Source organism: Cupriavidus sp. 2KB_3 (genome assembly GCF_052115685.1).
GTDB lineage: Bacteria > Pseudomonadota > Gammaproteobacteria > Burkholderiales > Burkholderiaceae > Cupriavidus > Cupriavidus campinensis.
This window is the reverse complement of sequence record NZ_JBFRHD010000015.1, coordinates 114,299-134,293: the sequence shown is the minus strand read 5'-3', so window position 1 is coordinate 134,293 and position 19,995 is coordinate 114,299. Positions and strand designations below refer to the sequence as shown.

The following is a 19,995-nucleotide window of genomic DNA, read 5'->3' as shown; positions in this document are numbered from 1 at the left end:
GCATCGCAATGCAACAAATCCGTTACGGACTGGTCGATACCAATCCGGTTGATTTGAACCCGGCGCCTGGTCCGTCTCTTGCTCTGGAGATCTGCGACCGACAGCCGGGCGCACGCTAAACCGTCTGTTGAACACTTTCGATCCGCGCTGACATGGCGGGTCGCCATCCATCCATTTTCCGGCCTTCATGACCGCAACCATCTCGCCGTTCCGCCCCATCCAAGCCCCGACCGATGCGCCCGTGCGCCGCTTACCCGGGATGCTAGGGGGGCTGGGACGCTGGCTGGGGGGCGGGCTGCTGGCCGTGGCGGCGCTGTCCGCGCATGCTTTCGACTTCGAGACCGTGGCCGCCAAGGCCCGCCAGCTCTCGGGCGCGCCGTACAAGCCGGCGCCGCAGAACCTGCCGGCCGAGCTGAAGGACCTGAGCTACGAGCGTTATCGCGAGATCGAATACAAGCCGGAGCGCTTCGCCTGGCGCGGCGCGCGCCTGCCGTTCGAGATTTCGTTCTACCACGAGGGCATGGTGTTCGATCAGCCCGTGCGCATCAACGAGGTGGTGGGCAACAGCGTGCGCGAGTTCCGCTTCGATCCGGGCGCGTTCAACTACGGCTCGCACAAGGTGGACGCGGCCAAGCTCAAGGGACTCGGCTTTGCCGGCTTCCGCCTGCTGTACCCGCTGAACCAGGGCAAGCGCAAGGATGAACTGGCCTCGTTCCTGGGCGCCAGCTACTTCCGCGCGCTGGGCAAGGACCAGTGGTACGGCCTGTCGGCCCGCGGGCTGGCAGTGGACACCGCGCTGAATTCGGGCGAGGAATTCCCGCGCTTCGTCGAATACTGGATCGAGCGGCCGTCCGCCAACGACAAGCAGGTGACGATCTACGCGCTGATGGATTCGCGGCGCATGAGCGGGGCGTACCGCTTCGTGATCAAGCCGGGCAACGAGACGGTGATGGAAGTGAAGTCGCGCCTGTTCCTGCGCGAGAACGTGACCAAGCTCGGCCTGGCCCCGCTGACCAGCATGTACCTGTATGGCGAGAACCAGCCGTCCACGGCGGCGGACTTCCGCCCCGAGGTGCATGACTCGGACGGCCTGTCCGTGCAGCTGGGCACCGGGGAGTGGGTCTGGCGTCCGCTGGTCAATCCCAAGCGGCTGCTGGTGACGTCGTTCGCGGCGACCAACCCGCAGGGTTACGGCCTGATGCAGCGCGACCGCAGCTTCGACAATTACCAGGAGCTGGGCGCGTGGTACGAGCGCCGCCCGAGCGGCTGGGTGGAGCCCAAGGGCAACTGGGGCTCGGGCCGGGTGGAGCTGGTGCAGATTCCGACCCCGGACGAGACCAACGACAACGTCGTGGCCTTCTGGGTGCCGGACAACCCGCCCAAGCCCAAGCAGGCCTTCGACTATGAATACCGCCTGAAATGGCAGAAGGATGGCGAGAACCTGCCGCCGCTGTCGTGGGTCACGCAGACCCGGCGCGGCCAGGGGCTGACCCGCAAGCAGGACGACACGAGCTTCTCGCTGACCGTGGATTTCGAAGGCCCGGCCTTCAAGAAGCTGGCCGAGGATGCGCGGCTGGACCCCGTGATCTCGGCGGACGCCAACGGCGAACTGCTGAAGACCGCGGTGCGCCGCAACGAAGCCACGGGCGGCTGGCGCGTGACGCTGTTCATGCGCCGCAAGGACGAGACAAAGCCGGTTGAGTTGCGCGGCTATCTTCGCAACGGCAATACAACCCTATCCGAGACATGGAGCTACATCATTCCCCCCGGCTAAAGCAGCGCCCGGCCCAGGCGGCAGCATGCGAGCGCTATGTCGACCGCCTGCCTGCCTCGCCCGAGCTGCGTAGCGAACTGCTGGCCGACACCCCCATGCCGCCCGTGACCTCCGTGCCCGCCGAGGGCATCGAGGTGCCTTCCGCGATGATCGAACTGCAAACCCGCCTGGCCCGCCGCGACCCCAAGGAGCGCGAGGGCGATGACACCGCCGTCACCGCCACGCCCGGCGGCCCGACCTACGCCTCGGTGCCGCGCCGCCTGACGATGGCCTATGGCAATCCGCAGGTGGATGGCGAGCCGCTGCTGCAACGCCGCGACGATGGCACCGTGCGTGTGGATACCGGCCCGAAGCCGGAGCGCGCCTCGATGGTGCCGCGCCAGTGGCCGCCCCATGTGGTGACCGGCTGGCTGCGCAATACCTGGCGCAAGATGACGGGCCGCCCGCCCGTGCCCGAGACCTGGGACACCTTGCACGACGGCCCCGACGCCGAGGGCAAATGGCATCCAGCCGGCTCGCATCGCCGCTGGTTCCTGCTGGGGCTGGTGGTTGCCCAGACCACGCTGGCCACGTATTTCATGGCCAAGGTGCTGCCGTACCATGGCGCCGATCCGCTCGAAGTGGCCATCCTGGCCCTGTTCGCGATCCTGTTCTCATGGGTGTCTGCCGGGTTCTGGACGGCGATGATGGGCTTCCTGGTGCTGGCCAGGGGCGGCGACCGCCACCTGATCTCGCGCAGCGCCGCGCCAGACGCGCCGATCGACCCATCCGCCCGCACGGCAGTCATCATGCCGATTGCCAACGAGGACGTGACACGCGTCTTCGCCGGGCTGCGGGCGACGTATGAGTCGCTCGAGCGCTCGGGCGACCTGGCCCACTTCGACTTCTTTGTCCTCTCGGACAGCGGCAACCCCGACCTGCGCACCGCCGAGCACGATGCCTGGATGGAGATCTGCCGCGCCGTGGGCGGCTTCGGCCGCATCTTCTACCGCTGGCGCCGCCACCGCGTGAAGCGCAAGACCGGTAACGTGGCCGACTTCTGCCGCCGCTGGGGCAGCAAGTATCGGTACATGATCGTGCTCGACGCCGACAGCGTGATGAGCGGCGAATGCCTGGGCACGCTGACGCGCCTGATGGAAGCCAATCCCGGCGCCGGGATCATCCAGACCGCGCCGCTGGCCGTGGGCCGCGACACCCTCTATGCGCGGGTGCAGCAATTCTCCACGCGCGTCTACGGTCCGCTGTTCACGGCCGGCCTGCATTACTGGCAGTTGGGCGAGTCCCACTACTGGGGCCACAACGCGATCATCCGTATCAAGCCGTTCATGGAGCACTGCGCGCTGGCGCCGTTGCCGGGCAAGGGGCCGCTCTCGGGCGAGATCCTGTCGCACGACTTCGTCGAAGCCGCGCTGATGCGCCGGGCGGGGTGGGGGGTGTGGATCGCCTACGACCTGCCGGGCTCGTTCGAGGAACTGCCGCCGAACCTGCTGGACGAGGTGAAGCGAGACCGCCGCTGGTGCCAGGGCAACCTGATGAATTTCCGGCTCTGGATGAAGCAGGGTTTCCACATGGTGCACCGCGCCGTGTTCCTGACCGGCATCATGGCCTACCTGTCGGCGCCGCTCTGGTTCCTGTTCCTGCTGCTGTCCACCGCCGCGCTGGCCAAGCACGCGCTGGTACCGCCCGAGTACTTCACGCAGCCATACCAGTTGTTCCCGACCTGGCCCGAGTGGCACCCGGAGAAGGCGCTCGCGCTGTTCTCGGCCACGGCCACGCTGCTGTTCCTGCCGAAGCTGGCCAGCGTGATCCTGCTGCTCAAGGACGCGCGGCAGTATGGCGGCCCGGTGCGGCTGATCGTCAGCATGCTGCTGGAAATGCTGATGTCGGCGCTGCTGGCGCCCACGCGGATGCTGTTCCATACCAAGTTCGTGATTGCGGCGTACAGCGGCTGGGGCATTTCGTGGAAGTCGCCCCCGCGCGAGGATGCCGAGACCTCCTGGGGCGAGGCGTTCCGCCGCCACGGCTGGCACACGGTGCTGGGCCTGGTCTGGGGTGCGGGCGTGTACTGGCTGAGCCCGGGCTTCATCTGGTGGCTGCTGCCGATTGTCGGTTCGCTGGCGCTCTCGATTCCGCTGTCGGTGCTGCTCTCGCGCGTGACGCTGGGCCGCGCCATGCGCCGCGCCGGGCTGTTCGTGATTCCCGAGGAAGCCGAGGTGCCGCGCGAGATCGTGGAAACCCAGCAGCACGTGGAGGCGGCGCAGGACGTGCCGGGCTTCGTCGATGCCGTGGTGGACCCGGTCACCAATGCGCTGATGTGCGCCACGGCCACTGCCCGCAAGGTGCAGCCTACGCCGACGCGCCTGCAGCACGGCGCGCTGGTGCAGCATGCGCTGACGCATGGTCCGCAATCGCTGTCGGCGGCGCAGAAGCATGTGCTGCTGGGCGATCCGTTCGCACTCTCCAAGCTGCACGAACTGGTCTGGGGCTCGCCCCTGGCCGATGCGGCGTGGAAGGAGACGCGCGTGCTGATGCGCCGCGCCGCCAACGTGCTGCCGCTGCGACCGCGCGCGGCCGGATAGACGACCTTCGGCTCGACGCAAGTCAAAACGGCAGGTCAGCCCGGGTTGGGCTGACCTGCCGTTTTTTTCGTCCTGTCGTTTCAAACCGTTGTATCGGGGGCGGGCCGGGACTTATCGCAGGGCCGACACGCAGATCGGCGCATTGATATAGACATCGCCCACGCGGCGCTCGCCGCGGTCCTTGCGGGTCATGTAGCGGAACATCATGCTGACGCCGAGCTTGGTCAGGATTTCCACGTCGCGGTTGGCGCAGATGTTACGTTGCAGCGGCGCGGCGTAGTTGACCTCGAAGCTGGCCAGGTCAAGCATCGGTCCACGATAGTTGGTCAACTCCAGCTGGAACAGCACGTGCTTGCCCGGCACCGACTGGCAGCGGCGCAGGCGCGTCTCGCCATCGATCTCGATTGGCAGGGCATCGTTGAGTTGGCGGCAGGCACGGGCCAGCACGCCGTCGGGGCGGCTGGTGTTGCGGAGCAGTTCGGGTACGCCAGCGCCGCCAGTGTTCTGGCCTGTGGCGGCACCCTTGAGCATGCGCGACAAGGCGTCGGCTTCATCCACGGGCACGGGAGCGGCTGCCGGCGCGGAAGCCGTGACCGGGGCCCTGACCGGCGCCGCCCACGCGGGCAACAGCGGCAGGGTTGCCAGGGCAACCAGGCTCAGCGAAACAATGATCGGCGTTTGTCGTATGGTCATGCGGGGTAGCGTTGCCGGGGACGGCTCCCGTGACCCGTCTCCCGCTGTGCGTCCGACTACGCGGTCGGCGCAACATCGGTGCCGACAGGCAGGCATTGTACCCTCCACCCCCGTGCGTGCGAAAGCCACGCCACACCGAAAGCACGCTTTGTAACCTGTGCAACAATTGCGCCTTGTCTTCGGAACCGTTTCATGACTGCCACCCCGCGCGCGCCCACGTCTTCCACCCGCTTTCCCCTCTGGTTGTTGATCTGCGCCTCGCTGACCGCGCTGGCGCCGCTGTCGATCGACATGTACCTGCCGAGCTTTCCGGCGCTCGCGGTGGACCTCCACACCGAGATCGGGCAGGTGCAGCTGACGCTGGGCACCTTCCTGGTCGGGCTGGCGATCGGGCAGGCGTTCTATGGTCCGATCAGCGACCGCTACGGCCGCAAGGCGCCCCTCTATATCGGGCTGGCGCTGTACGGCGCCGCCGCTGCCGGCTGCGCGCTGGCCGGCAGCGTGGAGTCGCTGATGCTGTGGCGATTCCTGGAGGCGCTTGGCGGCTGCACGGGCCTGGTGGTGTCGCGCGCCGTGATCCGGGACCGGCTCGAGGCCAAGGAATCGGCGCGCGCGTTTTCGTCCCTGATGCTGGTGATGGGCCTGGCGCCGATCCTCGCGCCGCCGATTGGCGGGGCCATCCTGTCCGCCCTGGGCTGGCGTGCGATCTTCTGGGTCCATTGTGGCGCGGCGGTGCTGATCCTTTGGTTCGTTCACGCACGGATGGAGGAGTCGCTCGATCCGGCGCACCGGCGCACGCTGCACCCGGGCACCGTCCTGCGCAACTACTGGGAGTTGCTGCGCGACCGCGAATTCCTGGGCTACTCGCTCACGGCCGGCTGCGTGCAGGCGGGCATGTTCGCCTATATCGCCGGGTCGCCGTTCGTGCTGATCGAGTTGCATGGCATCGACCCCTCGCACTATGGGTTCGTGTTCGGGGCCAACGCGTTCGGGCTGATCGCGATGTCCCAGATCAACGCGCGGCTGGTGCGCGCGCGCTCGCTCGACGACGTGCTGGGCATGGCCCTGTACGCGCCGCTGCTGGCCGGCCTGATGCTGGCCGTCGCGGCGCTGGCGGGCATGGCCGCGCTGCCGGTGCTGCTGGTGGGCTTCTTCGTCTTTCTGGCGGGAATGGGGTGCATCACGCCGAATGCGTCGGCGCTGGCGCTGGCGCACCAGAGCCAGCGCGCGGGCACGGCGTCCGCGCTGATGGGCACGCTACAGTTCGGTTTCGGCACGCTGGCTGGCGCCGCCGTCAGCCTGTGGCACGACGGCACCGCGCTCCCGCTGGCCGTGGTGATGGCCCTCTGCGGCTGCAGCGCGGTCCTGATGCGGCGTTACGGGCGGGTTGGCGCGGGCGTGCCCGCCTGATCAGGCGGCCTGGTTGGCGGGCGTCGACGGCGCAATCGGCATGGCCGGGGCAGGCTGCATGACCACCATCTGCGCCGGCATCGGGGCGGCAAAGCCAGCCTGGCCAAAGCTCTCGCGAATCACACGGTTGGTATCGAAATAGACCTGCCAGTAGTGATCGTTATGGCAGTGCGGCCGTACGGCGAGCACTGGGCCGACCAGGGTGAACTCGAGGATTTCCACGTCCACCGGCGGTTCGGCCAGGACGTTGGGAATCGCGCCGATGCGCTCCTTGAGCAGCGCCACGGCCGCCGCCACGTCGGTCGAGCCTGCGAGCTGCGCCTTCAGTTCCACGCGCCGGTAGGCATTGGCGGTGAAATTCTGGATGGTGTCCGAGAAGATCTTGTTGTTGCCGACCACGGTCAGCACGTTGTCTGGCGTATCGAGGGTGGTGGCAAACAGGCCGATCTCCTTGACCGTGCCGGTCACGCCGCCGATGGTCACGAAATCGCCCACCTTGAACGGCCGCAGCACCACAAGGAAGGCGCCGGCGGCGAAATTCGCCATCAGCCCTGACCACGCCATGCCGATGGCCACGCCCGCCGCCGCAATCAGCGCCGCGAAGGTGGTGGTCTGAATACCGAAGTAACCGAGGATGCCGATCACCAGCACCACGTTGAGGGTGACGGTGACGATGGACCCGACGTAGCGCAGCAGCGTGGGGTCCACCTTCTGCCTGCCCAGCGAGTTCTGCACCAGCCGGACCACGAAATGGATCAGCCAGCGGCCGATGACCCAGAAGGCCAGTGCGGCGAGGATCTTGACGCCAAAGACGGTGGCGTAACCGATGATCAGCTCGCGAATGCTCTGCAACGAAGAGGTATCCATGGGGCATGCTCCTGTTAGGCAAGGGCATTATTGGCCTCGTCGCGGGCAAGTTCAAGTTAATAATTTCGCGAAAATCCGCCGTTCGATCTGCGTAAATAGTAAAGCGGCCGGAACGCTGTCCGGCCGCTTTCCTCCAATCCCTGCAAGGGCGGATTACCAGTTGGTCTCGCGCTCCGGGGTGGCCGAAATGCGGTGCAGGGTGAGGTCCGCGCCATTGAACTCGGCTTCGGCATCGAGCCGTATTCCGACGAATTTCTTCAGTGCACCGTAGACCACCGTGCCGCCCACCAGCGCGATGGCGATGCCGAGCCCCGTGCCGATCAACTGCGCGACAAGCGACACCCCGCCCATGCCGCCGAGCGCATGGGTGCCAAAGATGCCCGCCGCGATGCCGCCCCAGGCGCCGCACAGGCCGTGCAGCGGCCAGACGCCCAGCACGTCATCGATATGCCATTTGTTCTGGGCCAGCGTAAACAGATAGACGAACAGCACGCCGGCCACGGCGCCGGTGATCAGCGCGCCGAGCGGATGCATCAGGTCCGAGCCGGCGCACACGGCCACCAGCCCTGCCAGCGGGCCGTTGTAGGCGAAACCGGGATCGTTGCGGCCAGCCCACCACGCCGCCAGCGTGCCACCGGCCATGGCCATCAGTGAGTTGATGGCCACCAGGCCGCTGATCTTGTCCACGGTCTGGGCGCTCATCACATTGAAGCCGAACCAGCCCACCGCCAGCACCCAGGCGCCAAGCGCCAGGAAGGGGATGTTCGAGGGCGGATGCGCGCTGATGCGGCCGTCTTTCGAGTACCGGCCGCGCCGGGCGCCGAGCAGCAGCACGGCGGGCAGGGCGATCCAGCCGCCCACCGCGTGGACGACTACCGAGCCCGCAAAATCGTGGAACGGCGAGCCCGCCACCGAGGCGATCCAGTCCTGGATGCCGAAACGGTTGTTCCAGGCGATGCCTTCGAAGAACGGATAAACAAAACCGACCAGAATAAATGTGGCGACCAGTTGCGGATTGAATCGGGAGCGCTCGGCAATGCCGCCCGAAATAATCGCCGGAATGGCTGCGGCAAATGTGGCGAGGAAGAAGAACTTGACCAGTTCATATCCGCTCTTTTGTGCCAGGACTTCTGCACCGGACATGAATTGCACCCCGTACGCCACCGTATAACCGACAAAAAAGTAAGCAATCGTGGAAACAGCAAAATCAACAAGGATTTTCACCAGTGCATTCACCTGGTTTTTCTTGCGTACCGTGCCGAGTTCCAGGAACGCAAATCCCGCATGCATGGCCAGTACCAGGATGGCACCGAGCAGGATGAACATCGCATCGGCGCCCGTTTTCCAGTTTTCCATTGCTACCTCAATGCTCAAAATGGGAGCACGAGTATGCAAAATCCGTTCCAGATTGCGATGCAAAATGGGGAAAATAGCGCCGAGGCGGTGCGCGGCGCACTGGTGTGGCGTTTGCGGGTGAGTTGTCGGGTCAACAGTTGCGCGAACGGCGCAGGCCCCAGCGTCGAGCTTCGCCTCATTTTGGATCGTCGTGCGCCAAAAGCGGGCGCCGCGGGCGCCGGGCGCGGTCCAGAATGGTGCATCGACAGCAAGCTGAGGCCCCAGAGACCCGGGTTATTGCGTGTGCGCCGTACGATACGTGCCGGGCCTGAAAAGTGACGATTCCATTCAGGGAAAAGAGGGGTAAAACCCCCGCTAAGTCTTGCCAGAGAAGGATTTCCGGCCGTTTTCGTTGCTTCGGTGCCACTGGGGATTGCCCAAGGCGCAAAGGGCAGATTAGACTGCGCCGATCGGTAATTTGCCGGCAGGCAGATGTCCGGTGACGACGACCAACAAGGGAAATCTAGCCATGAATAAAGGTGAACTGGTATCGGCCATCGCCGCGGAAGCAGAACTCAGCAACGCCGCCGCCGAGCGCGCGCTGAACGCCGCGCTGGACAGTATCAAAAAGGCAGTGGCCAAGGGGGACTCGGTCACCCTGGTGGGGTTTGGTAGCTTCAGCTCGGGCAAGCGTGCTGCCCGTACCGGCCGCAATCCGCGCACCGGCGAAACGATCAAGATCCCGGCCGCCAAGACGGTGAAGTTCTCCGCCGGCCAGGGTTTCAAGGACGCCGTGAACAAGAAGAAGTAAGCAAGTTCGCGTTCTTGAAGCATGGAAAGCGGCCTTCGGGGCCGCTTTTCTTTTTGGGCCTGGCATCCACGCGCGGATTTGCGCCATGGGCGCGCCGCGTCGGGTTACACTGCCCGCGCCTCAGGCTCGATTTCTGGATATTCTGCGATGAACGATCTGTCCCACCAGCTTTCCATGACCGTGCTGATGACGCCGGACATGGCCAACTTCTCCGGCAACGTGCACGGGGGCACCATCCTGAAGTACCTGGACATGGTGGCCTACGCCTGCGCCAGTCGCTATGCCGGCCGCTATGTGGTCACGCTGTCGGTGGACCAGGTGATGTTCCGCCAGCCGATCCACGTGGGCGAACTTGTCACCTTCCTGGCCGCCGTGAATTACACCGGCCGCAGCTCGATGGAAATCGGCATCAAGGTGGTGACCGAGAATATTCGCAGCAAGGTGGTCCGGCATACCAATAGCTGCTATTTCACGATGGTGGCCGTGGACGACAACGGCGCGCCGGCCGAGGTGCCGCCGCTGCAACCGCGCGACGAGGTGGAGCGCCAGCGCGCCGCCGCCGCCCAGCAGCGCCGTGCGCTGCGCCAGGAAATGGAGCGCCGGCACGACGAGATCAAGGGTTCGGCAGACTGACCATGACGAAAATCCGCATGGGGATGATAGCCGTTGCCGGCCTGTGGGCGCTCTCCGGCGCCACGCAGGCCGAGGAAATCGGCAGCGTGAGCACGAATTTCCGCGTCACCGGCTCCGACAAGGTGGTGATCGAGGCCTACGACGATCCCCAGGTGGACGGCATCACCTGCTACGTCTCGCGCGCACGCACGGGTGGCATCAAGGGTTCGCTGGGCATGGCCGAAGACCCGCCCGAGGCGTCGATCGCCTGCCGCCAGGTGGGCCCCATCACCTTCAAGGGCCCGGTCAAGGCGCAGGAAGACGTGTTTTCCGAGCGGATGTCGATCCTGTTCAAGACCCTGCACGTGGTGCGCGCGGTGGACCGCAAGCGCAACACGCTGGTCTACCTGACCTATTCCGACCGCATTGTCAGCGGCAGCCCGCAGAACGCGGTGACGGCGGTACCGGTGCCGGCCACGACACCGATTCCAGTCAAGTAAGCCTCAGCCCCCTCAGCCCCCTCAGCCCCCTCAGCCACCTCAGGCTTCAAACAGCTTGCGCAGGTTGGATTTCAGAATCTTCCCATTGGGATTGCGTGGCAGCATCTCCCCGCTGACGATAATCCGCACCGGCACCTTGAACGCCGCCAGCTGCTGGCGCACGAAGTCCTGCAATTCCGCCTCCGTGGCCTGCATGCCCGGCTTCAGGCTTACTACCGCGCCGGGCTCCTCGCCCAGCGTGCGGTGCGGAATGCCGACCAGCGCCGCGTCCATGATGGCCGGGTGCGCGTACAGCGCGCTTTCCACCTCGATGCAGTAGATGTTCTCGCCGCCGCGGATCAGCATGTCCTTCATCCGGTCCACGATATAGAGGAAGCCGTCCGCGTCCAGCCGGGCGATGTCGCCGGTGTGCAGCCAGCCGTCGACGAAGGTCTTGGCCGTCGCCTCGGCCTTGTTCCAGTAGCCGTGTACCACGTTGGCGCCGCGCACCATCAACTCGCCGGTCTCGCCCACGGGCAGGGCGCGCCCAAAGCCGTCATCGATCTTCATCTCGCCAATCGGCAGGGCCGGACCGCTGCTGTCCGGCCGGAATACATATTCTTCCGCGCTGTGGCTGGTGAAGGTAGCCGAGGTCTCGGTCATGCCCCAGCCGATGCCGGGCGCCGCGTGCGGAAACACCTCCTTGATGCGCCGTACCAGCTCCGGCGAGGCCGGCGCGCCGCCGTAGTTCACGTTTTCCAGCGATGACAGATCGAAATCGCCACGCCGCGGATGTTCGATGAGCTGCCAGGCGATGGTCGGCACGCCGCCCGCCGCCGTGCAGCGTTCGCGCTCGATCAGCGCCATGGCCTGGAGCGTGTCCCAGCGATGCAGCAGCACGATCTTGCCGCCCGTCGCGAGTGCGCCATTGAGCACTGACATGCAGCCCGTGACATGGAAGAACGGCACCGCCAGCAGCACCGCCTTTTGCGGGGCGTTCGGATCGGGCTCCGGCACCGGCTCGCCGCGCCGCAACAGGTTGCGCAGCGGGCTGAACTGGGCCGCCACGGCCACCGAGGTGGCGTTGCGGTGCGAGCCCACGGCGCCCTTCGGCTTGCCGGTGGTGCCCGAGGTGTAGAAGATCGTCGCGTCCTCGTCGGGGTCCAGCGGGATGGCCGGCAGCGATTGGGAGGGCAGGCCGTTCCAGGCCGACGACGGGCCGATCACCGATTCGAGCGTGGCGATATGGGCGTCGCCGGCGACCTGCGAAAAGTCGCCGCTCTCCGGCAGCCGCGACACATAGACGCGCTCCAGCGCCGGGCAGGCGGGCAGGTGCTCGAGGATGCGGCCGAGCCGCTCGTTGTCGACAATGGCAATCCGGCTGCCCGAATCGGCCAGCCCGTATTCGAGTTCGGCGCCTGTCCACCACGCATTGAGCGGCGTGACGATGGCCCCCGCCAGCAGCGCGCCGAAGAACGCCACCGGCCATTCCGGCAGGTTGCGCATGGCCACGGCCACGCGGTCGCCCTTGCGTACGCCGTCCTGGATCAACTGGTGCGCCAACGCCGTGGCGGCCAGCGCGAATGCGCGGTAGCTGACGCGTTCTTCCTCATAGACGACGAAGGTCTTCTCGCCCCAGGCGGCGGCCACCAGGAACAGGTCGCGCAGCGTGGGCGGGGCGTTTTTCCAGACCGTCGTGGGAATGCCGCGGATCACGCGCGTCTCGGTTTCGAACGGCGCGCCGGGCGCGGTCAGGCGGGCGTGGGCTTCGGCGAGGGACATCACCGGCCACACGGCGGTTTGCTGAGGATGTTGCGACATGACTGCCTCCGGGGCTGCATTGCAGGTGGACGTGCAGAAACGCGAAGGGCGGCAGGGGCCGGAGCCACCGCCGCCCGGGAGGGGTGTGGGTCAGATCGTGACGCCGCCGTCCACGACCATCGCCTGGCCGGTCATGAAGGTGCTGGCGGCCGAGGCCAGGAAGCAGGCGGCGCCGGCAATCTCGATCGGCTCGCCGATGCGGCGCAGCGGGGCGCCCTGGGTCGACTGCTTGTAACGCTCCGGATCTTCCCACAGCGCGCGCGCGAAATCGGTCTTGATCAGGCCCGGGGCGATGCAGTTCACCCGCACGTTATGCGGCCCGAACTCCACGGCCAGGTTGCGCGCAAGCTGGAAATCGGCCGCCTTGGAGACGTTGTAGACGCCAATCGTCGGGGAGCCGCGCAGGCCGCCAATCGACGACACGATGATGATCGAGCCCTCGCGGCGTTCGATCATCTGCGGCGCCACCATCTGGATCAGCCAGTGGTTGGAGATGACATTGTTGTCCAGCACCTTGCGGAACTGGTCGTCCGTGACGCCGCTCATCGGCCCGTAGTAGGGGTTCGAGGCGGCGTTGCAGACCAGGACGTCCACCTTGCCGAAGGTGCGGTTGGTCTCGTCCACCAGGTGCTGGAGGTCTTCCTTCGACGAGATATTGGCCGGCACGGCGATGGCGGTGCCGGCGCCGTGGCGCGCGTTGATGGCGTCTACCACTTCGGCGCAGGCCTCGGCCTTGCGCGACGAAATGACCACCTTGGCGCCTTGCACGGCCATCTGCTCGGCGATGGCGCGGCCGATGCCGCGCGACGAACCGGTGATGATGGCAACCTTGCCCGACAGATCGAACAATGACATGGTGTCTCCTGAGGATCGCGGCGGTCCTGCCGTCGCTGGATATATGAGGTGCCGGCACATTATGGGGACGCCGCCCCCCTCAGTCCACCCGCAAAACGCCACGCCGGGGGTGGTATCAGCAAACTTTCTGCGGGCAATTCACGCGATGCATGACGCGTGCCGCAGCGTGGAATTCCCCGCTCCTACTCGCCGTTGTCGGCGGCGAGCACGCGCGGCAAGGTGCTGGCGAGCGCACCGCGCAGCGGCGCGTCCAGGGGGATGCCGAAGCGGTGGACCAGCAGGTCGATGACGGCATCGGCGGCTTCCAGCGTCTGCTTCTGGACGCTGCCGTCAGCGGCGCGCGCGGCGAACTGGCCGTTGCGCAGCGTCAGGCGCACCCCGTCCACCATCCGCGCCACCATCAGCGTCTGGGTGAACTGGCTGTCCGGATGGGTCGACACATACCAGTTGCGGGCCACGTAGTCGATCTTCGGCTGCGGGGTCAGGTCGAAGCGGTACATCACGCGCCAGTCGTCGGCGCCGCTGCCGGTGCCGGTGCCGCCGTCGGATCGGAATTCAAGGTCGTAGGCGTGGAGCGCGGTGCTGGCCGACTGCGCCGCCGGCGTGGGCACCAGCCGGAACGGCTGGGCCGGGTCCATCGGCAGAGACAGCGGCAGCGCGCGGTCGGGCGTGGTGCCGCCGAAGCCGACATCGGCGAGATAGCTCTCGTGCGCCACCTCCACGCGCAGCAGCATGTGCGACAGCCCGGTGGGCGGATGGTCCGGCGGCAGCCGCCAGCGCACGCGCGCGGCCAGGGGCACCACGGCATAGCCGAGCGCCTTGAGGGCGGCGCAGAACAGGGTGTTGAGCTCGAAGCAGTAGCCGCCGCGCCCTTCGGTGACGAGCTTTTCGAACACGTCCGACAGATCGATCCGTACCGGGCGGCCCGTCAGCGGATTCAGGTTCTCGAACGGGATATGGGCGAGCTGGGCCGCGATCAGCGCGTCCAGCGCGGGGCGGTCTGGGGTGGCCGGCGCGGCATCGAGGCCGATCCGCACCAGCCATGCCTGCAGCTGATCGGGCGAGAGCGGGGAGATTTCATCGACGGGAAGCATGGGTATCGCTGTCTCCGTGGGGGTGTGGGAGTGCCCCGGTGGCGGTTGGTTTGGCGAGAATGCCAGGCTGCGCAGACGGATTCCGCTTGGATTCCGCTTGGATTCCGCTTCGTCAGCGGTGGGGTAGACCCGGGCTGGCGCGCCCACTACTATAAGTCGACATCGCCACCGGCACCGATGCCCCACGCATGACAGGCATCCTCAGCCGGGCACCTCTCACAGGAGACGCCCCGTGAAAACCCTGATCGAGCATCTGTCGCATTACGCGGCTTATCACCGCGATCGCCGCAACATCGTCACCCATTTCGTCGGCATCCCGATGATCGTGCTGGCGGTGACCACGCTGCTGGGCCGGCCCGCCATGCCGCTTGGCGAGGGGGCGGCGTTGCTCACCCCCGCCATGGTCGTCTACGCGCTCTCGTGCCTGTTCTACCTGCGGCTGTCGTTCGGCTTCGGCCTCGCCATGGTGGTCATTCTGGCCGTATTCCTATGGGTTGGGGCATGGATTGCCGCGCTGCCGACGGCGGCCTGGCTCGCCTCGGGCATCGGCCTGTTCGTGGTGGGATGGATCATCCAGTTCGTCGGGCACTACTACGAGGGGCGCAAGCCGGCCTTCGTCGATGACCTCGTCGGGCTGCTGATCGGCCCGCTTTTCCTCGTGGCGGAGACCGCGTTTGCGATGGGCCTCGCCCGCGAAACGCACGACGCGATGGCCGCGCACGTGCACTGATCGGGTCAGATTCCGGATCTCCGGACACACGTCGCGCACGCCAAAGTGGGGGGACGTACCCCCTTTGCGCGTGCGCAAGGCCTGTTTGCAAGGCCGTTGCTGACGCAAAGCAGCGACAAAACCCGGGGTTTTCACTGGGTTTGACGTGCCTCATGTACGAAAACCCCTTGACTTGCGGTACTTTCCGCTATGATTCAGTGCGTACCGGCACCCGTGATTCGCAACGTGCCACTGCCGTAAGACGCAGCGATGCGTGGCGATGCGCCGGGACACATTCTTCAACTCACGTATATCGATATGGCGACCAAAGCGAAACCGACCACGAAGACTGCAACCAAGCCCGCTGCCAAGAAGGCACCGGCAACCAAGGCACCCGTGAAGGCTGCCGCCAAGAAGGCCGCCGCTCCGGCCAAGAAGGCTGCTCCGGCCGCTGCTCCGACTCCGAAGCCGCTGAAGGACACCTTCAACAAGTCGAGCCTGGTCGCTCACCTGGTAGCTCAGACCCAGCTGGAAGCCAAGGCCGTGAAGTCGGTGCTGGCCCATCTGGAAAACACCATCGTCAGCGCGCTGAACAAGAAGGGCGCCGGCGAATTCACGCTGCCGGGCCTGCTGAAGGTGACCGCGCAGCAAGTGCCGGCCAAGAAGAAGCGCTTTGGCAAGGACCCGTTCACGGGTGAAGAGCGTTGGTTCCCGGCCAAGCCGGCCAGCGTCAAGGTCAAGGTCCGTCCGCTGAAGAAGCTGAAGGACGCCGCGGCCTGATCGCCACGCATCTTTGGTAGTCCTGAAAACCCCACCCGCTCCGGCGCGTGGGGTTTTTTGTTGCTGGGATGCCCCGGCGATGAGGGCGGATCAGTACGCCTTGAAGTTGGCCGCCACGCGCTGGCGCAGGAAATCGCCCGCCGAGATGGCCGGGTACAGCCGCGCGGGGCCCTCGATCACCGCCTCGCGGTTGGCCTGGCAGAAGAACGCCAGGCTGTAGCGCGGGCCCATGTACTCGCCCGGCGCGGGGTTGCGCACGCGGTGGAAGTTGGACGGCAGGCGGTCATCGCTCCAGCGCATCAGCATGTCCCCGATATTGCACGTGATGACGTCCTCGTCCGGGGCGATGGGCGTCCACGCCTGCGCCTCCATCTCCTTGCCCGGGCAGACTTGCAGGCCGCCCTGGCCCTGGCGCTGGAACAGCAGGGTCAGGCAGTCGAAATCCGTATGGGCGCCGGCGCGCCAGAGTTCGAGCTTGTCTTGTGCCTCGGGCGGAATCGCGTAGTAGTGGAGCAGCCGCAGCGTGCTCTGGTAGTCCGGCGCGGCCGGGTCGTGAGCGCGCGTGAAGAAATCCGGATCGAAACCGAGCTTGTCGGCGAAGCAGGACAGGATCTTCATGCCGACCTCCCAGCACTGGCGCTCGAAGGCCAGCATGGTGGCCTGGAAGCCGGCCAGCTCCGCCTCAGTGGGCCACAGCGGCGCCATGTGCGGGCGGGTGATCTGGTAGGACTCCTTCTGGTCCGGCGTGCCGGTGGACGGCCGCACCTGCGCGCGAGACTCCCAGCCGGCGTTGTTGGCCTTCTGGAGCGGATACTGGCCCTTCACGGTTTCCGGCAGCGCGAAGAAGCGTTCGGTCATGGCGAAGGCTTCGCGCACGGCGGCGAGATCGATCCCATGGTTTGCCACCTGGAAGAAGCCGACGTCCACGGCCGCCTGCCAGAGTTCGTCGGCGATCTCGGCCTTGCGGCGGGAGTAGTCGGAGAGGTCGATGCGGCGAATCTCGCGCGCGCTGGTCTCGTGGCCTTGCGCGCCCATGCGCGATTCGCGGGCCAGTTCGTGGAGGGAGGAGGTGTCGTTCATGATCGTTCCGGAGTCAGGAAAGGGGGGCTGCGGCCCTGCCTTTCGCGCGATGACTGCCGGGGGATCTCGACCTCGGGATGATCTCTGGACGATCTCTTGAGCCCCGGTGCCAGTCGCGCAAGGGCGGGGCACGGACGTCAAGAGCAATTTCCTGCCGCGCACCGAGGGTGTGCGGTTGAACGCTTCTACTCTTCGGGGGGTGAGATTGCAGGTTTCGGGCCAGCCGGCTTGACCCGGGTTCGGGCCAGTTCCGGCCCGATGTGCGCCGTGATGGCGCAAGCCACGCCGCAGGATGGTGCGGCGCGCCCAAAAAAAACGCCGGCCCAGAGGCCGGCGTTCAGTTCTTCTCTCCCCACAAAGGGGAGGCAGAACCCGCTTACTGGGGTCCCAGCTTGCGGATCAGGGCGTCCAGCTTGCCCATTTCCTCTTCGGTCAGGTCCGTCAGCGGGGCGCGCACCGGGCCGGCGTCGTGGCCAACCAGCTTGGCGCCGGCCTTGACGATCGACACCGCATAGCCTTGCTTGCGGTTGCGGATGTCCAGGTACGGCAGGAAGAAGTCGTCGATCAGGCGACCCACGGTAGCGTGGTCGTCCGCCGCGATAGCGCGGTAGAAGTCCATCGCCGTTTTCGGGATGAAATTGAACACGGCCGACGAGTACACCGGCACGCCCAGCGCCTTGTAGGCAGCGGCGTAGACCTCGGCGGTCGGCAGGCCACCCAGGTAGGCCAGGCGGTCGCCGAGCTTGCGGCGCACGCGCACCATCGCCTCGATCTCGCCCACGCCGTCCTTGAAGCCGATCAGGTTCGGGCAGCGGTCGACCACGCGTTCCAGCAGGTCGGCGCCGATGCGCGAGTTGGCGCGGTTGTAGACGATCACGCCGCACTTGGTGGCCTTGCAGACCTCTTCAATATGGTTGGCGATGCCTTCTTCGCTGGCTTCGGTCAGGTAATGCGGCATCAGCAGGATGCCGTGCGCGCCCAGGCGCTCGGCTTCCTTGGCGTATTCGATGGCCACGCGGGTCGGGCCGCCGGCGCCGGCCAAGATGGGCACCTTGCCACGGCAGGTTTCCACCGCGGTGCGGATCACGTTCGAATAGTCCTGCTGCGTCAGCGAGAAGAACTCGCCCGTGCCGCCAGCTGCGAACAGGGCGGAGGCGCCGTACGGCGCCAGCCATTCCAGGCGCTCGATATAGGTGGACGCACGGAAGTTGCCCTGTGCGTCGAAGTCGGTCACGGGGAACGAAAGCAGGCCGTCCGAAATAATCTGCTTGAGTTCTTGCGGTGTAGTCATGTCGCTCATCCTGATCGCCACATGGCGAATAGTGTGGTTTGTTGATGGGGCAAGGCCCGTTTCGATGACCTCGCACCCAACTGCTGAGTGGATTCGAGATAAGTCATCGTACAACTAACAACTTGACGGTGCAAGGGCTAAGGGCACGATTGAGGGAAAACCCCGGCATTTTTGCTGGCACCGGGGGCGGGCACGCGGAGGCTGGCGTCACCTCGCCCAACCCGGCCGATCGCCCGCCAGACCGCAAGGAGATTGAAAGGGGCGGCAATCGGCCCGATGCCCGAAAGCAGGGCGATCTGCACCGATCTAGGGTAAACGCGCACTGTGTCTGACGGAACCGCATCCCTATAATCGCAGTCGTACGACGACATATCACAAGCCGGTCCACGCATCCTGCATCAGGTCCCCGGCTGTGAGGAGACCCCGATGAACGCAAGCCCCACTTCCAGCGCCGCCGCCGCGACTTCCGCCGAAGGCGCGCGCCGCACCAACGTCCGCTACTGGATTCTCCTGCTCATCTTCATTGTGACCACGGTCAACTACGCCGACCGGGCCACGCTGTCGATTACCGGCCCCGCCATGCGCGAGGAGTTCGGCTTCAGCGCCGTGCAGATGGGCTACATCTTCTCCGCCTTCAGCTGGGCTTACGTGATGGCGCAGATTCCGGGCGGCTGGCTGCTCGACCGCTTCGGCGCCCGCCGTATCTACGCGGCCAGCATCTTCGTCTGGTCGTTCTTCACGCTGCTGCAGGGCTGGCTGGGCGTGTTCGCCACCATCGGTTCGGCCATGACCGTGCTGTTCGCGCTGCGTTTCGCCGTGGGCCTGGCCGAATCGCCGGCCTTCCCGGCCAACGCCAAGGTCGTGGCCAGCTGGTTCCCCACCGCCGAGCGCGGCACGGCATCGGCCATCTTCAACGCCGCGCAGTACTTCGCCGCCGTGGTCTTCACGCCGCTGATGGCCTGGGTCGTCCATAGCTGGGGCTGGCACCACGTGTACCTCTGGATGGGCCTGATGGGCATGGCGCTGGCGCTGGTATGGCTCAAGATCATGCGCAGCCCGGCCACGCACCCGGCCGTGAACGGCGCCGAACTCGCACATATCGAGCAGGGCGGCGGGCTGATCCATATGAACGAGGGCGCCGGCCAGGGCTCCGAAAAGGCACCGGCGGGCTGGTTCTACGCCAAGCAGCTGCTTTCCAACCGCATGCTGGCCGGCGTGTACCTGGGCCAGTACTGCATCAACGTGCTGACGTACTTCTTCCTGACGTGGTTCCCGGTGTACCTGGTGCAGGCGCGCGGCATGTCGATCCTGAAGGCGGGCTTCGTGGCCTCCCTGCCGGCTATCTGCGGCTTCCTGGGCGGCGTGCTGGGCGGCGTGATCTCCGACAGCCTGCTGCGCAAGGGCTACTCGCTGACCTTCGCCCGCAAGCTGCCAATCGTGGTGGGCATGCTGCTGTCCGTGTCGATGATCGCCTGCAACTACGTAGACGCCGAGTGGCTGGTGGTCGGCATCATGGCCCTGGCCTTCTTCGGCAAGGGGATTGGCGCGCTGGGCTGGGCGGTGGTGGCCGATACGGCGCCCAAGGAGGTCATGGGCCTCGCCGGCAGCATTTTCAACACGTTTGGCAATATCGCCGGCATCGTGACGCCGATCGTGATCGGCTATATCCTCAGCGTCACGGGCTCGTTCAACGGCGCGCTGGTTTTCGTGGGCATCAACGCCCTGGTCACCGTGGTGAGCTACCTGGTGATCGTGAAGGACATCCGGCGCGTGGAACTGAAGCACGCCTGATATAGAGAGAAGAC

Annotated in this window: 18 protein-coding genes; 10 read left to right on the top strand and 8 right to left on the bottom strand. The window is 66.1% G+C overall.

The features are described 5' to 3' along the window. Positions 1–259: 259 nt before the first annotated feature. Positions 260–1,774 carry a glucan biosynthesis protein G gene (locus AB4120_RS17390; RefSeq protein WP_441642632.1) on the top strand — a complete coding sequence of 505 codons (1,515 nt, stop codon included), beginning with the start codon at positions 260–262 and terminating at the stop codon, positions 1,772–1,774. Then, entirely contained in the window at positions 1,747–4,353 is a 2,607-nt protein-coding gene (gene mdoH, locus AB4120_RS17385; RefSeq protein WP_149137881.1) for a glucans biosynthesis glucosyltransferase MdoH, read from the top strand. The genes AB4120_RS17390 and mdoH overlap by 28 nt, the downstream gene beginning before the upstream one ends. 111 nt (positions 4,354–4,464) lie before the next feature. On the opposite strand, the gene AB4120_RS17380 is transcribed toward mdoH, so the two are convergent. Continuing rightward, entirely contained in the window at positions 4,465–5,046 is a 582-nt protein-coding gene (locus AB4120_RS17380; RefSeq protein ID WP_149137880.1) for a hypothetical protein, read from the bottom strand. Between the two features lie 192 nt (positions 5,047–5,238). Here AB4120_RS17380 and AB4120_RS17375 point away from each other — a divergent pair, with 192 nt between their 5' ends. Beyond that, positions 5,239–6,456 (top strand): Bcr/CflA family multidrug efflux MFS transporter, encoded by a 1,218-nt coding sequence (locus AB4120_RS17375; protein WP_149137879.1) that lies wholly within the window; start codon positions 5,239–5,241, stop codon positions 6,454–6,456. Here the strand turns inward: AB4120_RS17375 and AB4120_RS17370 are convergent, their stop codons facing one another. Both AB4120_RS17370 and AB4120_RS17365 read right to left on the bottom strand, forming a co-directional pair. Next, complete coding sequence (locus AB4120_RS17370; RefSeq protein WP_149137878.1) at positions 6,457–7,323, bottom strand: mechanosensitive ion channel family protein; 867 nt, start codon at positions 7,321–7,323, stop codon at positions 6,457–6,459. A 153-nt stretch (positions 7,324–7,476) separates the two neighbouring features. Next, positions 7,477–8,679, bottom strand: coding sequence for an ammonium transporter (locus AB4120_RS17365; RefSeq protein ID WP_149137877.1), 1,203 nt, complete (start codon positions 8,677–8,679; stop codon positions 7,477–7,479). A 33-nt stretch (positions 8,680–8,712) separates the two neighbouring features. On the opposite strand from AB4120_RS17365, the gene AB4120_RS17360 reads away from it, so the two are divergent. The 4 genes from AB4120_RS17360 to AB4120_RS17345 all read left to right on the top strand — a co-directional run bounded on the left by AB4120_RS17360 (position 8,713) and on the right by AB4120_RS17345 (position 10,581). Continuing rightward, positions 8,713–8,997, top strand: coding sequence for a hypothetical protein (locus tag AB4120_RS17360; RefSeq protein ID WP_149137876.1), 285 nt, complete (start codon positions 8,713–8,715; stop codon positions 8,995–8,997). 190 nt (positions 8,998–9,187) lie between these two features. Continuing rightward, complete coding sequence (locus AB4120_RS17355; RefSeq protein ID WP_008651272.1) at positions 9,188–9,469, top strand: HU family DNA-binding protein; 282 nt, start codon at positions 9,188–9,190, stop codon at positions 9,467–9,469. Between the two features lie 147 nt (positions 9,470–9,616). Next, complete coding sequence (locus tag AB4120_RS17350) at positions 9,617–10,102, top strand: acyl-CoA thioesterase (protein ID WP_149137875.1); 486 nt, start codon at positions 9,617–9,619, stop codon at positions 10,100–10,102. Positions 10,103–10,119: 17 nt separating this feature from the next. Beyond that, entirely contained in the window at positions 10,120–10,581 is a 462-nt protein-coding gene (locus AB4120_RS17345) for a CreA family protein (protein ID WP_262389936.1), read from the top strand. A 39-nt stretch (positions 10,582–10,620) separates the two neighbouring features. On the opposite strand, the gene AB4120_RS17340 is transcribed toward AB4120_RS17345, so the two are convergent. The 3 genes from AB4120_RS17340 to AB4120_RS17330 all read right to left on the bottom strand — a co-directional run bounded on the left by AB4120_RS17340 (position 10,621) and on the right by AB4120_RS17330 (position 14,330). Next, positions 10,621–12,381, bottom strand: coding sequence for a class I adenylate-forming enzyme family protein (locus AB4120_RS17340; RefSeq protein WP_149137873.1), 1,761 nt, complete (start codon positions 12,379–12,381; stop codon positions 10,621–10,623). Between the two features lie 90 nt (positions 12,382–12,471). Further along, complete coding sequence (locus tag AB4120_RS17335) at positions 12,472–13,236, bottom strand: SDR family oxidoreductase (RefSeq protein WP_144198258.1); 765 nt, start codon at positions 13,234–13,236, stop codon at positions 12,472–12,474. Positions 13,237–13,418: 182 nt separating this feature from the next. After that, positions 13,419–14,330, bottom strand: coding sequence for an arylamine N-acetyltransferase family protein (locus AB4120_RS17330; RefSeq protein ID WP_149137872.1), 912 nt, complete (start codon positions 14,328–14,330; stop codon positions 13,419–13,421). A gap of 232 nt (positions 14,331–14,562) precedes the next feature. Here AB4120_RS17330 and AB4120_RS17325 point away from each other — a divergent pair, with 232 nt between their 5' ends. Continuing rightward, positions 14,563–15,060, top strand: a complete 498-nt coding sequence (locus tag AB4120_RS17325; protein ID WP_149137871.1) for an Mpo1 family 2-hydroxy fatty acid dioxygenase — start codon at positions 14,563–14,565, stop codon at positions 15,058–15,060. 297 nt (positions 15,061–15,357) lie between these two features. Continuing rightward, a complete protein-coding gene (locus AB4120_RS17320; protein WP_149137870.1) occupies positions 15,358–15,819 on the top strand; it encodes an HU family DNA-binding protein in 462 nt (153 codons plus the stop codon). A gap of 90 nt (positions 15,820–15,909) precedes the next feature. Here the strand turns inward: AB4120_RS17320 and AB4120_RS17315 are convergent, their stop codons facing one another. After that, positions 15,910–16,899 (bottom strand): isopenicillin N synthase family dioxygenase, encoded by a 990-nt coding sequence (locus AB4120_RS17315; protein ID WP_149137869.1) that lies wholly within the window; start codon positions 16,897–16,899, stop codon positions 15,910–15,912. 376 nt (positions 16,900–17,275) lie between these two features. Beyond that, on the bottom strand, positions 17,276–18,190 hold the full coding sequence (gene kdgD, locus AB4120_RS17310; protein ID WP_149137868.1) for a 5-dehydro-4-deoxyglucarate dehydratase: 915 nt from the start codon (positions 18,188–18,190) through the stop codon (positions 17,276–17,278). Positions 18,191–18,616: 426 nt separating this feature from the next. On the opposite strand from kdgD, the gene AB4120_RS17305 reads away from it, so the two are divergent. Continuing rightward, positions 18,617–19,981 carry an MFS transporter gene (locus tag AB4120_RS17305; protein WP_149137867.1) on the top strand — a complete coding sequence of 455 codons (1,365 nt, stop codon included), beginning with the start codon at positions 18,617–18,619 and terminating at the stop codon, positions 19,979–19,981. Positions 19,982–19,995 lie beyond the last annotated feature (14 nt).

Coding starts and splice junctions, on each gene's coding strand:
- AB4120_RS17330 (WP_149137872.1), bottom strand. CDS start 14,330: ATGCTTCCCGTCGATGAAATCTCCCCGCTCTCGCCCGATCAGCTGCAG.
- AB4120_RS17345 (WP_262389936.1), top strand. CDS start 10,120: ATGGGGATGATAGCCGTTGCCGGCCTGTGGGCGCTCTCCGGCGCCACG.
- AB4120_RS17305 (WP_149137867.1), top strand. CDS start 18,617: ATGAACGCAAGCCCCACTTCCAGCGCCGCCGCCGCGACTTCCGCCGAA.
- AB4120_RS17315 (WP_149137869.1), bottom strand. CDS start 16,899: ATGAACGACACCTCCTCCCTCCACGAACTGGCCCGCGAATCGCGCATG.
- AB4120_RS17390 (WP_441642632.1), top strand. CDS start 260: ATGCTAGGGGGGCTGGGACGCTGGCTGGGGGGCGGGCTGCTGGCCGTG.
- kdgD (WP_149137868.1), bottom strand. CDS start 18,190: ATGACTACACCGCAAGAACTCAAGCAGATTATTTCGGACGGCCTGCTT.
- AB4120_RS17370 (WP_149137878.1), bottom strand. CDS start 7,323: ATGGATACCTCTTCGTTGCAGAGCATTCGCGAGCTGATCATCGGTTAC.
- AB4120_RS17320 (WP_149137870.1), top strand. CDS start 15,358: ATGGCGACCAAAGCGAAACCGACCACGAAGACTGCAACCAAGCCCGCT.
- AB4120_RS17340 (WP_149137873.1), bottom strand. CDS start 12,381: ATGTCGCAACATCCTCAGCAAACCGCCGTGTGGCCGGTGATGTCCCTC.
- AB4120_RS17360 (WP_149137876.1), top strand. CDS start 8,713: ATGCAAAATCCGTTCCAGATTGCGATGCAAAATGGGGAAAATAGCGCC.
- AB4120_RS17380 (WP_149137880.1), bottom strand. CDS start 5,046: ATGACCATACGACAAACGCCGATCATTGTTTCGCTGAGCCTGGTTGCC.
- AB4120_RS17355 (WP_008651272.1), top strand. CDS start 9,188: ATGAATAAAGGTGAACTGGTATCGGCCATCGCCGCGGAAGCAGAACTC.
- AB4120_RS17365 (WP_149137877.1), bottom strand. CDS start 8,679: ATGGAAAACTGGAAAACGGGCGCCGATGCGATGTTCATCCTGCTCGGT.
- AB4120_RS17375 (WP_149137879.1), top strand. CDS start 5,239: ATGACTGCCACCCCGCGCGCGCCCACGTCTTCCACCCGCTTTCCCCTC.
- mdoH (WP_149137881.1), top strand. CDS start 1,747: ATGGAGCTACATCATTCCCCCCGGCTAAAGCAGCGCCCGGCCCAGGCG.
- AB4120_RS17350 (WP_149137875.1), top strand. CDS start 9,617: ATGAACGATCTGTCCCACCAGCTTTCCATGACCGTGCTGATGACGCCG.
- AB4120_RS17335 (WP_144198258.1), bottom strand. CDS start 13,236: ATGTCATTGTTCGATCTGTCGGGCAAGGTTGCCATCATCACCGGTTCG.